17 protein-coding genes and 1 tRNA gene are annotated in these 16,962 nt (G+C 71.9%); 5 read left to right on the top strand and 13 right to left on the bottom strand.

All coding sequences use genetic code 11. The features are described 5' to 3' along the window. A partial coding sequence (locus tag DJ70_RS02345) for an SPFH domain-containing protein (RefSeq protein WP_245810646.1) occupies nucleotides 1–449 on the bottom strand: 449 nt, incomplete at its 3' end. 166 nt (nucleotides 450–615) lie between these two features. On the opposite strand from DJ70_RS02345, the gene DJ70_RS02340 reads away from it, so the two are divergent. Continuing rightward, nucleotides 616–936 carry an antibiotic biosynthesis monooxygenase family protein gene (locus DJ70_RS02340; RefSeq protein WP_094529775.1) on the top strand — a complete coding sequence of 107 codons (321 nt, stop codon included), beginning with the start codon at nucleotides 616–618 and terminating at the stop codon, nucleotides 934–936. Nucleotides 937–1,270: 334 nt separating this feature from the next. After that, entirely contained in the window at nucleotides 1,271–2,572 is a 1,302-nt protein-coding gene (locus DJ70_RS02335) for an O-acetylhomoserine aminocarboxypropyltransferase/cysteine synthase family protein (RefSeq protein WP_094529771.1), read from the top strand. Nucleotides 2,573–2,629: 57 nt separating this feature from the next. Here DJ70_RS02335 and DJ70_RS02330 read toward each other — a convergent pair whose 3' ends face one another. The 4 genes from DJ70_RS02330 to ligA all read right to left on the bottom strand — a co-directional run bounded on the left by DJ70_RS02330 (nucleotide 2,630) and on the right by ligA (nucleotide 7,932). Beyond that, complete coding sequence (locus DJ70_RS02330; RefSeq protein WP_094529769.1) at nucleotides 2,630–3,844, bottom strand: PQQ-dependent sugar dehydrogenase; 1,215 nt, start codon at nucleotides 3,842–3,844, stop codon at nucleotides 2,630–2,632. Between the two features lie 101 nt (nucleotides 3,845–3,945). After that, nucleotides 3,946–4,761 carry an ABC transporter permease subunit gene (locus DJ70_RS02325; RefSeq protein WP_094529767.1) on the bottom strand — a complete coding sequence of 272 codons (816 nt, stop codon included), beginning with the start codon at nucleotides 4,759–4,761 and terminating at the stop codon, nucleotides 3,946–3,948. Further along, nucleotides 4,758–5,711 carry an ABC transporter ATP-binding protein gene (locus DJ70_RS02320; RefSeq protein ID WP_094529765.1) on the bottom strand — a complete coding sequence of 318 codons (954 nt, stop codon included), beginning with the start codon at nucleotides 5,709–5,711 and terminating at the stop codon, nucleotides 4,758–4,760. Before DJ70_RS02320 ends, DJ70_RS02325 begins: the two co-directional genes overlap by 4 nt. A 73-nt stretch (nucleotides 5,712–5,784) precedes the next feature. After that, a complete protein-coding gene (gene ligA, locus DJ70_RS02315) occupies nucleotides 5,785–7,932 on the bottom strand; it encodes an NAD-dependent DNA ligase LigA (protein ID WP_094529763.1) in 2,148 nt (715 codons plus the stop codon). 124 nt (nucleotides 7,933–8,056) lie between these two features. Here ligA and DJ70_RS02310 point away from each other — a divergent pair, with 124 nt between their 5' ends. Together DJ70_RS02310 and DJ70_RS02305 are read left to right on the top strand one after the other, a co-directional pair. Beyond that, a complete protein-coding gene (locus DJ70_RS02310; RefSeq protein ID WP_094529761.1) occupies nucleotides 8,057–9,901 on the top strand; it encodes a YegP family protein in 1,845 nt (614 codons plus the stop codon). Between the two features lie 82 nt (nucleotides 9,902–9,983). Beyond that, on the top strand, nucleotides 9,984–10,931 hold the full coding sequence (locus DJ70_RS02305) for an endonuclease/exonuclease/phosphatase family protein (protein ID WP_094529759.1): 948 nt from the start codon (nucleotides 9,984–9,986) through the stop codon (nucleotides 10,929–10,931). Between the two features lie 26 nt (nucleotides 10,932–10,957). Here the strand turns inward: DJ70_RS02305 and DJ70_RS02300 are convergent, their stop codons facing one another. The 3 genes from DJ70_RS02300 to DJ70_RS02290 form a co-directional block, all read right to left on the bottom strand. After that, nucleotides 10,958–11,644 carry a DUF1028 domain-containing protein gene (locus DJ70_RS02300; RefSeq protein WP_094529757.1) on the bottom strand — a complete coding sequence of 229 codons (687 nt, stop codon included), beginning with the start codon at nucleotides 11,642–11,644 and terminating at the stop codon, nucleotides 10,958–10,960. A 120-nt stretch (nucleotides 11,645–11,764) separates the two neighbouring features. Further along, complete coding sequence (locus tag DJ70_RS02295) at nucleotides 11,765–12,445, bottom strand: alpha/beta hydrolase (protein WP_094529756.1); 681 nt, start codon at nucleotides 12,443–12,445, stop codon at nucleotides 11,765–11,767. Then, nucleotides 12,442–13,056, bottom strand: a complete 615-nt coding sequence (locus DJ70_RS02290) for a VOC family protein (RefSeq protein WP_094529754.1) — start codon at nucleotides 13,054–13,056, stop codon at nucleotides 12,442–12,444. The genes DJ70_RS02295 and DJ70_RS02290 overlap by 4 nt, the downstream gene beginning before the upstream one ends. 117 nt (nucleotides 13,057–13,173) lie before the next feature. Here DJ70_RS02290 and DJ70_RS17140 point away from each other — a divergent pair, with 117 nt between their 5' ends. Next, a complete protein-coding gene (locus DJ70_RS17140) occupies nucleotides 13,174–13,329 on the top strand; it encodes a hypothetical protein (protein WP_179233927.1) in 156 nt (51 codons plus the stop codon). 38 nt (nucleotides 13,330–13,367) lie between these two features. On the opposite strand, the gene DJ70_RS02285 is transcribed toward DJ70_RS17140, so the two are convergent. From DJ70_RS02285 to DJ70_RS02265, 5 genes are all read right to left on the bottom strand, one after another. Next, nucleotides 13,368–13,574 (bottom strand): hypothetical protein, encoded by a 207-nt coding sequence (locus DJ70_RS02285; RefSeq protein WP_094529773.1) that lies wholly within the window; start codon nucleotides 13,572–13,574, stop codon nucleotides 13,368–13,370. Nucleotides 13,575–13,667: 93 nt separating this feature from the next. Then, nucleotides 13,668–14,522: a hypothetical protein gene (locus DJ70_RS02280; protein WP_094529752.1), complete on the bottom strand. Its 855-nt coding sequence runs from the start codon at nucleotides 14,520–14,522 to the stop codon at nucleotides 13,668–13,670. A 71-nt stretch (nucleotides 14,523–14,593) separates the two neighbouring features. After that, a complete protein-coding gene (locus tag DJ70_RS02275; RefSeq protein WP_094529750.1) occupies nucleotides 14,594–15,502 on the bottom strand; it encodes a cobalt-precorrin-7 (C(5))-methyltransferase in 909 nt (302 codons plus the stop codon). A 69-nt stretch (nucleotides 15,503–15,571) separates the two neighbouring features. Continuing rightward, nucleotides 15,572–16,357 carry a sulfite exporter TauE/SafE family protein gene (locus DJ70_RS02270; RefSeq protein ID WP_094529748.1) on the bottom strand — a complete coding sequence of 262 codons (786 nt, stop codon included), beginning with the start codon at nucleotides 16,355–16,357 and terminating at the stop codon, nucleotides 15,572–15,574. A gap of 387 nt (nucleotides 16,358–16,744) precedes the next feature. Continuing rightward, nucleotides 16,745–16,820, bottom strand: a tRNA-Cys gene (locus tag DJ70_RS02265). Between the last annotated feature and the right edge of the window lie 142 nt (nucleotides 16,821–16,962).

Here is a 16,962-nt window from a genome sequence, read left to right as displayed (position 1 = left end):
TTCTTGTAGTCGTCGACCTCGAGGAACGCCTTCTTCGCGTCCATCACCTTGATGTAGACGACCGCGTCCGCCGTCACCGGCGAGTTGTCACGCGTGATCGCCTCCTGGCGCGGCACGTCCAGCGTCTGCGTCCGCATGTCGAACGCGTACGTCCGCGAGACGAACGGCGGGATGAGGTGGACGCCGGGTTCGAGCAGCGTCCGGTACTCGCCGAACACCGTCAGCGCCTCCTTGTCGTAGGCGTCGACGATCTCGACCGCGCTGGCGAGCGTGACGAGCGCGACCAGGATCGCCAACACGCCGACCCCGAGGGTGAGACTCTGGCTCAGCGCCGCGAACCCGACGACCAGCGCGAACGCCAGCGCCGTGTACTGCCAGACGGAGTCGGGGACCTGCCCCGTCAGGTCGCCGAGGTCTGGAGGGTCGCTCTGCGGACCTTGTGTTCCCATACCCGAGGTTACGGTTCGACGACGTTAACAGTTCGCACGAAAGCGGTCGGGGACGTACGGAGCGGGCGACGCGTGGGGATCCGCGGTGCGGCCCCGGATCGACGACGTGGTCGCCGCCCGCGCCGTGGGGAAGCGTCTTGGTCGCGCGGCCGAGTGGATACGGCGGATGTATCTGGTGACGTTCCGCCTCGCTCCGGGCGAGTACGACGCGGAGTTCCACGAGTTGAACGACGCGATACAGGCGGCGGCCGAGGGGACGGAGGGGTACCTGGGCAAACGGACCTGGCACGCGCCGGACGCCGAGGAGGTGCTCGTCGTCTACTACTGGGAGTCGTTGGACGCCCTCAAGTCGTTCGGGGCGGACGCGGACCACGAACGCGCGAAACGGCGGTGGACGGAGTGGTACGACGCGTACGAGGTCACCGTTACGGAGGTCGTCGAGGCGTACGGGAGCGGGTTCGGCGAGGACGCGAACCCGTTCGTGTAAGCTCGAACGAGGGAGTCCGTCGAGTCCCGCACTTCGGTGACGCCGTTCACTGGGGTCCCCGTTGCGTCTCGGCTGCTCGTAGACACACGTGTTGCGGGAGAGCGGGGTGGGGAGGAGGATCGTTGCTGGCGCGGTTGACTGCTTCAAACCACCAGCCCCGCACGGCTGCCCCGTTGAGTCCCACCCAACCGTCCCACGGCCCCACCTCACGCCTCCCGCAACCTCGCCGCTCGCGGACGGTTCGCGTCCACCGGACGTCGCGGCCCGTCCGAGCTACCGGTAGCATCCGTGACCGTCTATCGGCTTTAACCGGATCGCGCACGGAGGAACGTACATGCCAAGCGACGAGGACCCCGACCACGAGTTCCGCACGCGAAGCGTCCACGCCGGATCGACCCCGGACCCGACGACCGGGGCGCGCGCGACACCGATCTACCAGACGACCGCCTACGAGTTCGACGACGCCGACCACGCCGCGCGGCTGTTCGCGCTGGAGGAGGCGGGCAACGTCTACTCGCGGATCATGAACCCGACGAACGCGGCGTTGGAGGAGCGGATCGCCTCCCTCGAGAACGGCGTGGGCGCGATCGCCACCTCCTCGGGGATGGCGGCGCTCGACCTCGCGACGTTCATGCTGGCGTCGGCCGGCGACAACGTCGTCACCTCCTCGGCGCTGTACGGCGGCACCTACACCTACCTCACCCACTCCGTCGAGCGCCGCGGGGTCTCGACGCGGTTCGTCGACCCGCTCGACTACGAGGGGTACGCCGAGGCGATCGACGACGACACCGCCTACGTCCACCTCGAGACGATCGGCAACCCGTCGCTCGTCACGCCGGACATCGAGCGGGTCGCGGAGATCGCCCACGACCACGGCGTCCCGCTGTTCGTCGACAACACGTTCGCGACGCCGTACCTCTGCCGGCCGCTCGACCACGGCGCGGACCTCGTCTGGGAGTCGACGACGAAGTGGCTCACCGGCAACGGGACCACCATCGGCGGCGTCCTCGTCGACGGCGGCTCGTTCCCGTGGGGCGAGTACCCCGAGAAGTTCCTGGAGATCGCGAAGGACAACCCCGCCTACCACGGGATCAACTACGTCGACGCGTTCGGCGACGCCGCGTTCACCTTCGCGGCCGTCACCCGCGGGCTGCGCGATCTCGGCAACCAGCAGTCGCCCTTCGACGCGTGGAACACGCTCCAGCAGACCGAGTCGCTCCCGCTGCGGATGGATCGGCACTGCGAGAACGCCGGGGTCGTCGCGGAGTACTTAGAGGAGCACGCGGACGTGGCGTGGGTGAACTACCCCGGCCTGGAGAGCCACGAGACCCACGCGGAGGCGAGCGAGTACCTCGACGGCGGCTACGGCGGCATGATCACGTTCGGGCTGGAGGCCGGCTTCGAGGCCGCGAAGGCGACCGTCGAGAACACGGATCTCGCCTCGCTGCTCGCGAACGTCGGCGACGCGAAGACCCTGGTGATCCACCCCGCCTCGACGACCCACCAGCAGCTGACGGAGGAGGAGCAGGCGGCCGCCGGCGTCACCGGCGACATGGTACGGCTCTCCGTCGGCATCGAGGACCCCGCGGACATCGTCGCCGACCTCGAGGCGGCGATCGAGACGGCGACGGAGTGAGGGCGGGCACGTCGACCTCGCCGACGGGCGACGCGTCGACGCCCATCGTCTGCGCCCTCACGCCGGCGTCAGCCGCGCGATTGGGGCGTCGCCGGCGTCGACCGCGACGTAGAGGTGGCCCGTGTCCGGGTGCTCCGCGACGGTGCGGACCCGCCACTCCCGATCCGCGAGCAGCCGCTCGATCCCGGTCGCCTCCCGCCCCTCGACCGTCAGTCGCGCGAGCGCGCGCGAGGCCAGTCCGCCCACGAACAGGTCGCCCTCCCACTCGGGGAACGCGGCCCCGGTACAGAACGTCATGCCGCCCGGCGGGAAGCCGCCGCTCCCGCAGGGCCACGAGTACGCCGGCGCGATCACGTCCTCGCGGTCGTCGTGGGAGACGCCGATCGGCTCGCCGGAGCCGTAGGTACACCCCTCGTCGGCGACCGGCCAGCCGTAGTTGCCGCCCTCGCGGAGCACGTTGATCTCGTCGCCGTCCTGCTCGCCGTACTCGCTCTCCCAGAGGTCGCCGGTGTCGGGGTGGACGGTCAACCCCTGCGCGTTGCGGTGGCCGTAGCTGAAGACCGCGTCCCGCGCGTCCGGGTCGTCGACGAACGGGTTGTCGTCGGGGATCGACCCGTCCGCCTCGAGCCGGAGGGTCTTGCCGAGTTCGACGCCGAGGTCCTGGGCGACGTGGTCCGGCCCGAAGTCCTTGAACTGGCGGTCGCCGACGGTCACGTACAGTCGCCCGTCGGCGTCGAAGGCGATCCGCGAGCCGTAGTGCCCCGTCGAGTCGACGAACGGCTCCGCGACGTGGAGGCGCTCGAACGCCTCGAGACGGGCGCTCTCCGGGTCGAGCCGACCGCGGCCGACGTGGGTCGTCGTGTCGCCGTCGCCGTTCGCCGCCGAGTACGTGAGGTACACCCAGGGATCCGAAGCCGTCGGTCCGAGCGCGACGTCGAGGAGTCCGCCCTGTCCGCGGGCGTCGACCGTCGGCGTCCCGTCGACCGACCGAACCTCGCCGGAGTCCGGATCGACGACGTTCAGCGTTCCGGGACGTTCCGTGACGAGGAGGTCGCCGTCGGGGAGGAAGTCGATCGCCCACGGGTGCGAGAGGCCCGACGCGACGGTCTCGACCGCGAACGCCGCGCCCGAGCCGTCGGCGGCGTCGGCGTCGGCGCCCGCGGCGCCGCCGTTTCCGTCGGGGTCGCCGCCCGAGCCGTCGGGACCCACACAGCCGGCGAGCGTTCCGGTTCCGGCGAGGCCGGCGAGCGAGAGGAGTCGGCGTCGGTTCATCGGTGTCACGTCGGCGGAGGGGCCGGTCGGGCATCAAGGGTGCGGTGCGGGAAGGACGAGGGATGTGCCGACGGCCGGCGGTAGGTCGCGAGCCGACGGCTTCAGAGGTCGTCGCGGTCGAACTTCAACAGTCCGGCGAGCGGCGGCGCGAGCGTCCAGAAGACCAACATCGCGACCGCGGACACCTGCTGGTCGAGGGAATCGCCCGAGAGGAGCTGGTCGCCAAGGAACGCGTTGGCGAGCAGTTCGATCCCGCTCGTCGGGTTCGCGGCGTCGAGGAAGGTGCGGATCTGCGCCACGGAGACGGGCAGAGCCTCGATCGCCCCGGCGAACGCGCCGACCACGCGGCCGGTGAACAGTCCCCACAGCAGCACGAAGAGCGCGTAGACGCCGACGCCGGCGATCAGCGCGCGCTGGCGGGTCGCGACCGCGGCCGAACAGCCGACCGCGATGGCGACGAACACGACCCCGAGCGCCGCCGCGAAGACGGTGTAGCCGAGGAACGATCCCGCGTTGAACGTCACCGGAATGACGAGCAACACGAGCGCGGGCAACAGGAAGCCGGCGAACGTCGCGAGCGCCAGGGCCGCGCCCCGGCCGAGCACCTTCCCGAAGACGACGTCGGCCCGCGAGTGGGGGAGGGAGAGGAGCAGCTTCAGCGAGCCGGACTCGCGCTCGCCGCTCACCGCGTTGTAGCCGACGACGACGCCCACGAGCGGGACCAACCCCGTGACGAGGACCGGCCCGACGAACGCGCTCAAGAGGAGTTCGGTCGCGAACTGGTCCGCCTGCCCCTGCGGACGAACGACGTACGCGAAGACGGCGACGAGCAGCGAGAACAGCGCCACCAGCAGCGCCATCCCGCGCGACCGGACCGTGTCCTGGAAGTCCTTGTTCGCGACCGCGAGGAGACTCATGCGTCCACCTCTCCCGTGGCCGCGTCCTCCCGTCCGGTCGGGGCCGCCTCGCCCTCCGTGTACGCGAGGAAGAGGTCCTCGAGCGACGCCTCCTCGGTGTGGAAGTCGTCGACGACGGCTCCGGCGTCCTCGGCCGCGGCGATGACCCGCGTCTTCACGCCGGGGTCACAGCTCACGCGGAGCATGGCGCCGTCCGCCTCGACCCGCGAGACGCCCTCGACCGCGCGGACCGCGTCGACGACCGCGTCGGTCGCGTCGTCGACGGCGACCTCCAGCGTCTCGCCGTCGCCGACGGCCTCGCGGAGCCCCTCGATGGAGTCCTCCGCGACGAGTTCGCCCTCCCGGAGGATGCCGACGCGGTCGCAGACGGCCTCGACCTGGGCGAGCACGTGCGAGGAGAAGAAGACGGTCGCGCCGCGGGCCGCCTCCGCGGCGACGATCTCGCGCATGTCCTTTACCCCGGCGGGGTCGAGCCCGGAGGAGGGCTCGTCGAGGATCAGCAGGTCGGGCTCGCCGACGAGCGCCATCGCCAGCGCGAGCCGCTGGCGCATCCCCTTGGAGTAGCCGCCCGCCTTGCGGTCGGCGTCCTCGAGGAGGCCGACGCGCTCGAGGACGGGATCGGCCTCGGCGTCGGCCTCCTTCGACTCGATGGCGAACTCGACGTGTCGCCGCCCGGAGAGCCGGTCGTACACCGAGAACCCGTCGGGGAGGACGCCGGTGCGCCGGCGGATCGCGACGCTGTCGGCGGTGGCGTCGCGGCCGAGCACCGTCACGGTGCCCTCGGTCGGCCGGACGAGATCGAGCACCATGTCGATGGTCGTCGACTTGCCGGCCCCGTTGGGGCCGAGGAAGCCGTACACCTCGCCCTCCTCGACCGTGAGGTCGAGGTCGGACACGGCCGTGACGCTCGGGAACTCCTTCGTCACGCCGCGCAGCTCGATGGCGGTCATACCCGTCCGTTCCCGCGGCATTTGATAAAGGGTTGCGGCTCGCCGCGACGCCGACGCCGAGCGACCCGCGCCGCTACGCCCCGTCAGCCGGCGGCCAGTCGATCCCGTGGCCGGCCAACAGGTCGGCGAACTCGGCCTCCGCGAGGACGGGGACGTCCTCGGCGTCGGCGTCCGCCCGTTTCGACCGGCCGGGGTTCTCCCCCGCGACGAGGTAGTCCGTGTTCCCCGAGACCGACGAGGTCGCGTTCGCGCCGTGTGACTCGACGAGCGCCCGCGCCTCGTCGCGGGTCGCGGAGAGCGATCCGGTGAAGACGAACGTCAGGCCGTCGAGAGGCGCGCCGTCGCCGGCGGGAGCCTCCACGGGCTGCGGCTCCACGCCGCGCTCGCGAAGTCCCTCGATCGCCGCCCGGTTCTCCGGCGCGTCGAGGAAGCCGCGGATCGACGCCGCGACCGCCGGTCCCACGTCGTCGACCTCGCGGAGCGCCTCCTCGTCGGCGTCGAGCAGGGCGTCGAGATCGCCGAACGTCCTCGCGAGCGCTCGCGCGGTCGTCGATCCCACCTCCGGGATCCCGAGCCCGGCGAGGAAGCGGTCGAGCGGCGGATCGCGGCTCGCCTCCAGCTCGTCGATCAGGTTCTCGGCGCTCGTCTCGCCCCACCCCTCCAGGTCGGCGAGGTCGGCGACGGAGAGGTCGTACAGGTCCGGCAACGACTCGACGAGGCCGGCCTCCCGAAGCCGCTCGACGCGCTCGGGACCGAGCCCCTCGACGTCGAGGGCGTCGCGGCGCGCCCAGTGTTCGACCGCGCGCTCCAGCTGTGCCGGACAGCCGAGCCCGCCGGTACAGAACGCGAGCGGGCCGTCTCGCTCGACGGGCGCGTCACAGACCGGACACGTCTCGGGGAACGCGTAGGTCCCCGCCGAGCGTTTCTCGACGACCTCGGGAACGTAGGGGATCACGTCGCCGGCGCGGTAGATCCGGACCCGGTCGCCGACGTTCACGCCGAGCGCCTCGATCTCGGCGGGGTTGTGGAGCGTCGCCCGCGAGACGGTGACGCCGCCGACCTCGACCGGGTCGAGCTCGGCGACGGGCGTGAGCCGGCCGGTTCGGCCGACCTGGACCGTGACGCCCTCGACCGTCGTCGTCGCGGTGCGGGGCGGGAACTTGTAGGCGAACGCCCATCGCGGCGCCCGCGACGTCGACCCGAGCGCCCCGCGGGCGTCCCGGTCGTTCACCGAGATCATGACGCCGTCGATCTCGTAGTTCAGGTCGTCTCGGTCCGCCATGAGGCGGTCGCGGTAGTCGATCGCGGCCTCGACGTCGTCGACCAACTCCACGCGGTCCGTCCGGCGAAGCCCGAACCGGTCGAACGCGTCGAACTCCGCCCGGTGGTCGTCCGGACGGGCGGCGGCCGACTCGTCGTTCCCGCTCGCGTCCCACGCCAGCACGTCGAAGAAGAAGACGTCGAGCGGGCGCCCGGCGACGACGGCGGGGTCGAGCTGGCGGAGCGTCCCGGCGGCCGCGTTCCGCGGGTTCGCGAACGGCTCCTCGCCGCGCTCGGCCAGCTCCTCGTTGTACGCCTCGAAGGCGTCGCGGGGCATGTAGACCTCGCCGCGGACCGCGAGCCGGGCCGGCGGGTCGCCCCGGAGCCGGCCGGGGACGGACCGGATCGTCCGGACCTGTTCGGTCACGTCGTCGCCCTCGCGCCCGTCGCCGCGGGTCGCGGCGCGGACGTATTCGCCGTCCTCGTAGACGACCTCGATCGAGAGGCCGTCGAACTTCGGCTCGCAGACGTACTCCACCGACTCCGGGTCGAACCCCGCGTCGGCGACCCCCCGCCGGACGCGCTCGTCGAACTCGCGGACCGCGTCCGCCTCCTTCGCGCTGTCGATGGAGCGCATCGGCGCGACGTGCTCGACCGTCTCCAGCGCGTCGAGCGGCTCGCCGCCGACCCGCTCCGTGGGGGAGTTCTCCGTCGGGAGATCGAACGCCGCCTCCAGCTCGCGGAGCCGCTCGAAGAGCCGGTCGTACGTCGCGTCCGCGATCAGCGGGTCGGCGTCGACGTAGTAGCGGTGGTCGTGTTCGCGGATCGCCGACCGCAGGAGCGACGCCTGCCGCGCCGCCGCCTCGGGGGACAGCTCCGCGACCGGCTCGAAGTCGGTCGGGGGCTCCTCGACGTAGGGGTTCTCCTCGGGATCCGCGTGTCGCGTCGACGAGCTCGTCATCGACCGACGGTAGGGTCGGTTCGGGTTAAAAACGCCCGGCACGGGTCGGGGGTGCGGCCGGGCGACCGCCAGGCACACGGTACCATCCCACATGTATAACACACCGGACGTGTATATCCGGCTCATGGCAGACGACACGCCGACCGGGCCGTTGGCCGAACTGTACGAGGGACGTATCGGAACCCCGACGACCGGCGACGAGGTCCGGGGGTACTGGATCTTCTCGCTCGGCGTGCTCGTGGGCGTGCTCGGCGTGCTCGTCTTCGCGGTCACCGCGCCGCGGACGATGGCCCGAGCGGTGGGGTACGCGCTCGTCGCGCTCTCCCCGCCGCTCGTCATGCTCGGAGCGATCGTGCGGTTCCCGCTGCGACGGTCGGCCACGACGCTCGGGACGCTCGGCGGGCTGTTGACGCTCGCCGGCGTCGCCTACTTCTTCGTGGTCTTCCCCGACGGCTGGTCGCGAGCGACGGGGAACGCGACCGCCAACGCGCTGTACGCGGCCGGCATCGTCGTGATCGGGCTGGCGGGAACGATCGTTCCCCTGGTGACGGATCCCGTCCGAGAGGACTACGAGCGGATGCGAGCCGAGACGGCCGCCACCGCGGCCGCAAGCGAGGAGACGGCGGCGGAATTCGAGGCGACTCGCGAGGAGCTCGAGACGACTCGCGCGGAGCTGGAAGCGACCGACGAGGAACTCGAGACGACCCACGAGGAACTGGAAGCGACTCGTGGAGAGCTCGAGACGGCTCGCGGGGAACTCGAGACGACCCACGACGCGCTCGAGACGGCTCGCGAGGAACGTGACGCCGCCGAGACGCGCGTCGAGGAGCTGGAGGCCGACGTGAGCGATCGGGAGACCGAAACGGCGGCCGCGCGCGCCGAGACCGCCGGGCTCCGCGAGAGCAAGGCCAGGTTCGAACTGTTCGAGGACGCGGGCGGGAAGCCGCGCTGGCGGCTCCGCCACCGCAACGGCAACGTGATCGCGACCTCCGGACAGGGGTACAGCAGCCGCGGGAAGGCCCAGAAGGGACTCCACAGCGTCAGACGGAACGCGCTGGGTGCGGGGCTGTTGCGGATCGACACGCCGGTCGAGGAGGCCGAGGCGCTCGCCGCCGACGAGGGGCCCGAGCCCGCGGACGCCGACGAGCCGGACGTGGCCGTCCCGAGCGACGACGAGACGATCGAGAGCGGGGCGACCTTCGAGCTGTTCGAGGACGCCGCGGCGGAGTGGCGCTGGCGGCTCCGCCACCGCAACGGCAACGTCATCGGCGACTCCGGCGAGGGGTACGCCTCGAAGTCGAACGCGACGCGCGCGCTCTCGCGGGTCCGCGAGCACGTCGCCGCCGCCGACTACCTCCGGGTCGACCCCGCGGCCTTCGAGGTGTACCGGGACAGGGGCGGGAAGTGGCGCTGGCGGCTGATCCACGAGAACGGCAACGTCCTCGGCGACTCGGGACAGGGGTACAGCAGCCGGTCGAAGGCCCGTCAGGGGCTCGAGAGCGTGCGGTCGAACGTCGGCGACGCCGACCTCGTGGACCTCGACGCGGAGCCGGACGACGGGGAAACCGGTGACGGGTCCGACGACGACGAGTCCACCGACGACGGGGCGGCGACGGCGACCTTCGAGCTGTACGAGGACAACGCGGGGGAGTTCCGCTGGCGGCTCCGCCACCGCAACGGCAACGTGATCGCCGACTCCGGCGGCGGGTACGCCTCGCGGGGCGGGGCGAGGGACGCGATCGAGGGCGTCCGCGGGTACGCCCCCGAGGCCGACGCGCTCGAGGTCGGAAACGCGGCCTTCGAGATCTACGAGGACGCCGCCGGGGAGTGGCGCTGGCGGCTCCGCCACCGCAACGGCAACGTCGTGGCCGACTCCGGACAGGGGTACGCCTCCCGCGCGAACGCGGTCGAGGCCGTCACGGGCGTGAAGCGGAACGCGCCGGGCGCCGACGCGGAGACCGTCGAGTGACCCGGCGGCGCCCGCCGGCGGATCGCTCCGGTCTCGCGCGCCGCGCGGTTTACGTCGGACCGGTCACAAGCGGTCGCGTACGATGAGTCGGATCCGGGTCCTGAGCTACAACGTCCGCTACGACAACCGACACGACGGCCACGACGCCTGGCACGCCCGCAGGGACGGGGTCGTCGACCTGGTCCGGTTCCATCGGCCGGACGTCGTCGGCTTCCAGGAGCCGCTGCCCCGCCAGCGGGCCGACCTCCGTGAGCGGCTTCCGGAGTACGAGTTCCTCGGACGGGGTCGAAAGCGCGACGGCGACGGCGAGGGGTGCCCGATCGGCGTCCGGACCGATCGCTGGCGGCCGGTCGACGACGGCACGTTCTGGCTCTCGGAGACACCCGCGGAGCCCTCGGTCGGCTGGGACGCCGCACACCCGCGGATCGCCACCTGGGCCCGGATCCGCCCGCGGGCGGAGACCGACGGGGCGGCCCCGCCCGCCGACGCGGCGCTGCTCGTCGTCAACACGCATCTCGACCACGTGGGCGCGCGGGCACGGCGCGAGTCCGCCCGGCTGCTCCGCGAACGAACCGCCGACCTCGCCGCGGGAGGCGCCGGGAGCGGGGACGCGTCCCGCGACGGGGCGACGGACGGGAGCGGGCGGCTGCCGCGAGTTCTCGTCGGCGACTTCAACTGTACGGCCGGGTCGGAGCCCCATCGGATCCTGACGGGAGCGGGCCGCGGGGCGGACGGCGCGTCCGCCGAGCGGACGGACGACGCGCTTTCCGGGAGGACGGGCGACGGGTCCGCCGGGGGGCCGGACGAGGACCGCGACGGGCGCTTCGACGACGCGGCCGCCGCCGCCGTCCGACACGGGCCGCGGACGAGCCTCACCGACTTCTCGCGGCTGATCGACGGCCGACGGATCGACCACGTGCTCGTCTCGTCGGGGATCGAGGTCGAGGCGTTCGCGACGCTCGCGGACCGCGACGACCGTGGCCGGTACCCCTCGGATCACCTGCCGGTGCTCGCCCGGCTGCGGCCGTGACCTGCGGGCGGCGGGGAACGGGCGGCCTACTCGTCGACGTCGTACCGCGCCAGCGCGTCCTCGTGGCCGCGGACGGCGGCCTCGAACGTCTCGCGGAGGTCGGCGATCGGCGTCTCGGTGGCGTCGACGCGGAGGTCGTCGTGGAAGGGGCCGAGCCGGCCGGGCTCCTCGGTCCGCTCGACCAGCACCGCCGCCGATTGGACCGGAAGGTCCTCCCGTTTGTCCCCGCCCGCGTCCTGGCCCGCCGCGAGCGCGTCGATCAGCCGCTCGGCGAGCGGGGCCTCGCCGTGTGCGGTCGACTCGTAGGCGGCCGCGACGTCCTCGAGGACGGCCGGTCCGACGAGGAGATTACCCGCGACGGTGTAGTTCTGCCCGACGCGGTGGCCGAACCGCTCGCCGCACTCGTCCCCGGAGAAGGCGAACGTTCCGTCGGCGTCGACGCCGTGGAGCTGTCGGCGCTCGCGTCCCTCGTCGGCCGCCAACAGCGCGTCGAGCGCGTCCTCGACCGCGAGGCCGTCCGCGAGGTACTCGAGCCCCTTGCGGCCGAGGTCGACGTTGGTGTGCGACTGCGTCGCCACCGCGCCGCGTTCCGAGGCGAACGGACACAGCGCGCCGACGCCCGGCAGCCGCGTGGTGACCGCCACGCCGAACCGGACCTGCCCGTCGCCCGCGTCGTCGGTGTACCGCTCGCGAACGCAGATGCTGAACGTCACGTCCCGAGGTCGGCGCGGCCGGCGAAAAAGGTACGGAACGGGGCGGTCCGGCCGGGAGGGTGACGGTCCGGGCCGGAAGGGCGACGGTCCGTCCCCGCGGCGGGATCGTCTCGGCGGCGGCTACGCCAGCGCCGCGACCATCGCCGAGACGTGCTCCGTCTCGTCCGCGTTGATCCCGTGGCCCATCCCCTCGTAGATCCGCGTCTCGACGTCGCCGCCGAGCGCCTCCACCACCGCGGCCGTCTCGTGGACGCGCTCCTCGGGGATGTGCGGATCGACGTCGCTACAGCCGAGGAAGGCGGGCGTTCCGGCGAGCGCGTCGTCGGGGGCGTCCGCGACGTAGTCGTCGACGGCGATCGAGTCGCCGATCAGCCCGCCGCTCAGGACCGCGAGCCCGCCGTACTCGCGGGGGTTCCGCGCGACGAACTCGCTCGCGAGACACGCACCCTGTGAGAACCCGGCGACGAGGACGCTCCCCGTCGGGATCCCGGCGTCCGTCGCGGTTTCGACGGCGGTCTCCACGGCACGCAGCCCCGAACGCCGTCCGGGCTCGTTGTCGGCGACCGGCGCGAGAAACGAGTTCGGGTACCAGGTGTTCGCGGCCGCCTGCGGCGCGAGCAGCGCGACGCCCCCGTCCGCGGGCGACACCTCCTCGCCGAACCCGACGATGCTCCGGGCGGTGGCGCCCCGGCCGTGGACGAGGACGACCGCCGCGTCGGCCTCCGCGAGGGGCGTTCCGGCCGTAACCAGCTCCTCGTCGCCGTGGGGATCGTCGCCGGCGTGCGGGTTCTTCCGGCTCATACGCCGACTCCGGCGTCGGCATCCGGAAGGTCGTACTCGTTCACCGGCAGGCCGAGCTCCTCCAAGGCCGCCTCCATGTGGCGGTCCTGTGCGAAGTCCGCGCCGTCCTCCTCGCGGAGCCGCTGGGCGGTCGCGAGCACCTCGCCCTTGCGGTCGGCCGGGATCTCGTACTTGTCGGAGGAGAGCTCGATCACGAGCCCGTTGTTGTCCTGGGTGTAGATGGAGTGGAATATCCCGCGGTCGAAGACGTTGTATCCCTTGCCGGCGTCCTCGAGCGCGCGCATGATGTCCTCGTACTCGTCGGGGTCGACGCTGAAACAGAGGTGATGGACCGCGCCAGTCCCCGGCCGCTGGCCGCGCGCGGAGGCGCGGTCGTCGCTCACGAAGACGGTGAGGATCCGCCCGTCGCCGGTGTCGAAGAAGAGGTGCGTCTGTGAGGGGTCGTCGAGGTTGGGCTGGCGTAAGACGAGCGGCATCCCCAGCAGGTCGCGGTAGAACGCGACCGTGTCCGCCTCGTTGCTGCCCCAGATCGTGACGTGGTCGGTGCCGGTCGTGTGAAACGGCGCGTCGGGTCGCTCCGCGGTCACCGGGACCTCACTCTCGTCGGTCATACCATCCCTTGGCGGTCCATCCGAATAAAGCAGGGAGAGACCGGACGGTGATCGGCTGACGTGGATGTTATCGGGTCGAATGGACGGGTTTTAGCGTCGTCGCGAGGAGAGGACGGCATGGAGATCCTGTTACACACCGGCCACGAACACCCGGAACTGCTGTGGATAGCCGTCTCGGCCGTCGTCTCGTTCGCTCTCGGCGTCGGCGTCGGCGCGTACGGCCCCGGAACCGAACCCGAGCGGACCGCCGACGCGACGCCCGAGGAGGAGTAGCACGGACGGCCGGCGGGCGCGGTCGGATCGCGTCCAGGCTACCGGTCCCACACCTCGGGAGCGACGCCGAGAGCGCGGACGACCGGCGGGTAGCCGACGGCGACGACGAGAACGACCAGCAGCGATCCCCAGAGCGGGACGCCGACGACGACGCGCTCCGCAACGGCGAGCCCGGAAAGCATCGCGACGAACATGACGCCCCAGTGAGGTGCGAGCTGTCGCACCGTCTCGGCGAGGGAGTTCACGGTCACCCTACCAGGTCCGGGCGCTAGTGGATGTCGATCCGCCGGAAACGACGCGGGAGGAGAACGGTTCGATGAGGTCGGTCGGAGGCCGGCTCAGTACCGCGAGGGCATGAACGCCATCGCGAGGAACAGTCCCGACGACAGGAGGCTGACGATCATCACGCGCCACAGGCCGTCGCTTCGCGTCTCGTGGCGGTCGATCGCGGCCTGCTGTGCCTCGAACGACTCGAAGTCGGTCGACAGCGTCAGCGTCGACGTGTCCTCGAGGTGGGCGACGAACTCCGTGTCGCCGATCGTCACCCGCGAGTTCTGAGCGATCTCCGTCGAGACCGTCTCCGTCGTCATCCAGACCACCACGGCCGCGTCGCTCGAGACGGAGTCGACGGTCACCGTGCGGTCGCCGTACTCGATCTCGTCGTCGACCGCGTACGAGCGCTCCGTCGGCTCGGGGAAGTACTCCGTCGCCGGGACGAGCCGCGTCTCGTCGTTCTCGCTGACGACGACGTACTCCTCGCCGTCACGCTCGATCGTCTCGTTGTCGGCGTTCGGGTCCTCCTCGAGGATCGCCGTCCGGTCGAGCACCTCGACGAGCGTGAAGGAGTCGGGATCGTCGCCCGCGATCCGGACCGTCCACTCGCCGCCGTCGAGCGTGACGCTCGAACCGTTCGCCCACGACTCGGACTCCTGGACGGTCCGGTTCCGTTCGACGGTCGCGGTGATCGTCGTCGTGGCACTTCCCCCGTGTCCGCCGCCGCCCTCCTCCGTCTCGGTGATGGCCGCGACGGTGTATTCGTTCCCGTCGACCTCGAACGAGTCACCCGACGACAGGTCGTAGTCCGGGTTCTCGAAGGAGATCCCAGGAGTCTGGGCCGTCGTGACGAGCACACCGGTCGCGCTCCCGACGAGCAAGAAGAACGCGACGTATACGGCTACAGCGCGTCGTTGCATGGTTCGAGTGTGGGTCACCCGATGTATAACGGTTACTAACCCGTAGCGACTCGCCGGGGCAGCCGGCCCCGTCATCGCCTGACGACGAGCACCGAGAGGTCGGAGAACGGGGAGTCGTCGGGGCCATCGCCGCCCGCATGCTCGGCGAGGCCCCCCAGCGTCGTCCGCGTGATCGCCTCGTCGTCGTGGGTGAGCCGCTCGCAGACGAGCGCGGTCGCGTCCGCCCTGCCCCCGTGTGTCAGGAGGTCGGCCGCGACGTCCCCCGGCATCCAGTCGAACGGACGCGGGAGGACGAGCAGGTGGCGGTCACCGACGTCCCGACGGAGCCGGTCGAGGTCGGCCGCGAGGTCCCCGCGCTTGTGAAGCGTGACGAACGTCGCGTCCTCCATCGGCGTCCGGCACCTGCTCGCCGCGACCTGTAGCGAGGAGACGCCGGGCACGACGCGGACCCCGAGCCCGCCGTCGGTCGCCTCGTCGACGGCGCGTTCGACCCTGCCGAGGAACTGGTAGCCCGAGTGGTTCGGGTCGCCCATCAGGACCGCGACGCCGCGCTCGCCGTCGGCGACGCGGTCGGCGAACGTCGCCAGCGTCTCGCCCTCGTCACGATACCCGCAGGACAGCAGTTCCGCGTCGGTGCGGTCGCGGACGAGATCGACGACCGTCTCGAACCCGACGACGACGTCCGCCGCCCGGATCGCCCGCTCCGCACGGGGAACGAGGAACGCGGAGTCCCCCGGACCGATGCCGACCGCGCGGACCGCGTCGCCGGCCGACCCGTCCGGGGACCCCCCCTCGGGCGTCGACGACGCGTACGCCGACGGGCCGAGACCGGCGGCGAGATCGGACGCGTCCTCGGACCGCCTTGCCTCGTCCGACTCGGTCGGCTCGTCGAGCGCTTCCGCGTCGACAGGGTCGGCGGCGTTCGGGTCGTGCCCGTCGTTCGACGCTCCCCGGTCGCCCGCGTCGCTCCCGTCGTTCATGACGCGAGACACGTGACGGCGCGGTAACACCGCTCCGGTTCGAGGCGGCGCCGAGGGGCCGGTAGTCGCTCAGACGACGCCGGCCCCGGCGAGGACCAGTCGGAGCCCGATGACCGCAAGCAGCCCGAGGACGACCCCTCGACGCAGCCGGTCGCTCACGCGGTCGCGGAGGCGGGTCCCGACGGTGACGCCCGCGAGCGCGGGGATCGCGGCGACGACGGACGCGAGGACGAGCCCGAGGTCGGGATACAGCCCGAGCGCGGCGGCGGCGCCGACGCGGAGGCCGTTGATCCCGACGAACACGAGCGCCACGACGCCGACGAAGAGGCCGTGGGAGAGGTCACAGCTCCGCACGAACGCGACGAGCTGGACACCCACGTTCGTGGCGCCGAACAGGACTCCCGAGGCGACCCCGACGCCCGCCATCGCGGGCGGCGTCTCGACGAAACATCGGTCCCTCGCACGCGACACCGTCGGGAGGGGTACGGCGCGCTGGGCGGTGGCCACGAACCCGAGCGAGACGAGCCCGAGGAGGCCGCGGAGCGGCGCCGCCGGGAGCCTGCCGATGAGCGCCATCCCGGCGACCGTCCCGACGAGCGCGGAGACGAGGAGGGGCGCGAACCGCCGCCCGCAGGTCCGAAGCTCCCCGGCGGAGAGCTCGCCGACCAGTGCGACGTTGACCGCGAACATCGGGAGGATCATGAACGCGACCGCGGTCGCGGGGTCGAGCGTCGTCGCGAGGACGGTCGTGCCCACCACCGCGAATCCGAACCCCGCGACCCCGTTCACCGCGCCCGCGACCGTGACGACGACGGCGACGACCGCCAGCAGGTCGGCCGAGAGCGCGAGAGTCATGGAGTCGAGACGCGCCGACGGTCAATAAAACGCCGTCCGGCGTGTATCGACGGGACACACCCGAGGGAAAGATCTCGGAGCGTCCGGGCGATCCGACCGTCGTTGCGCCCGGTCACGGGCGAAGTCGATCGCGACGATCGCGGAGGGACCGTCAGGCCGAACGTCGCCGACCGCGTTCCCTCGACGGAGCCGCCGGACTACGCCAGGGCGACGGAGACGGTCGAGCGCGCCGCCGAGTTCGGCATCACCCGTCGACGAGGTCGGTCTCGCCACCCTCGATCGCCCGAGCAGCCGCTCGCCGACGAGCACCGAGAATCACCTTCTCCCCGAGGCCGCGAACCGAGACGTCACGACGGCTCCGAGCCGACGGCTGAGCGTCGAACCAAAAGCCAAGGGCCGGATTTGAACCGGCGTTGGGCGGCTCTGCAGGCCGCTGCGTCTGACCAGACTCTGCCACCTTGGCGCTACCGAATGTACCGCAGTCGAGCGTTTAAGCCTAGCGGTCGGACAGCGCGCCGTGCGTCCGACACACGTGAAAAAAGCCCACGGACGCGGTGTCCGTGGGCCGGAATGGGAATGATCCCGATGAGTGGCGAGGCGGCGAA

The organism is Halorubrum halodurans (assembly GCF_002252985.1).
Lineage (GTDB): Archaea > Halobacteriota > Halobacteria > Halobacteriales > Haloferacaceae > Halorubrum > Halorubrum halodurans.
This window is presented reverse-complemented; position numbering and strand designations above follow the sequence as displayed.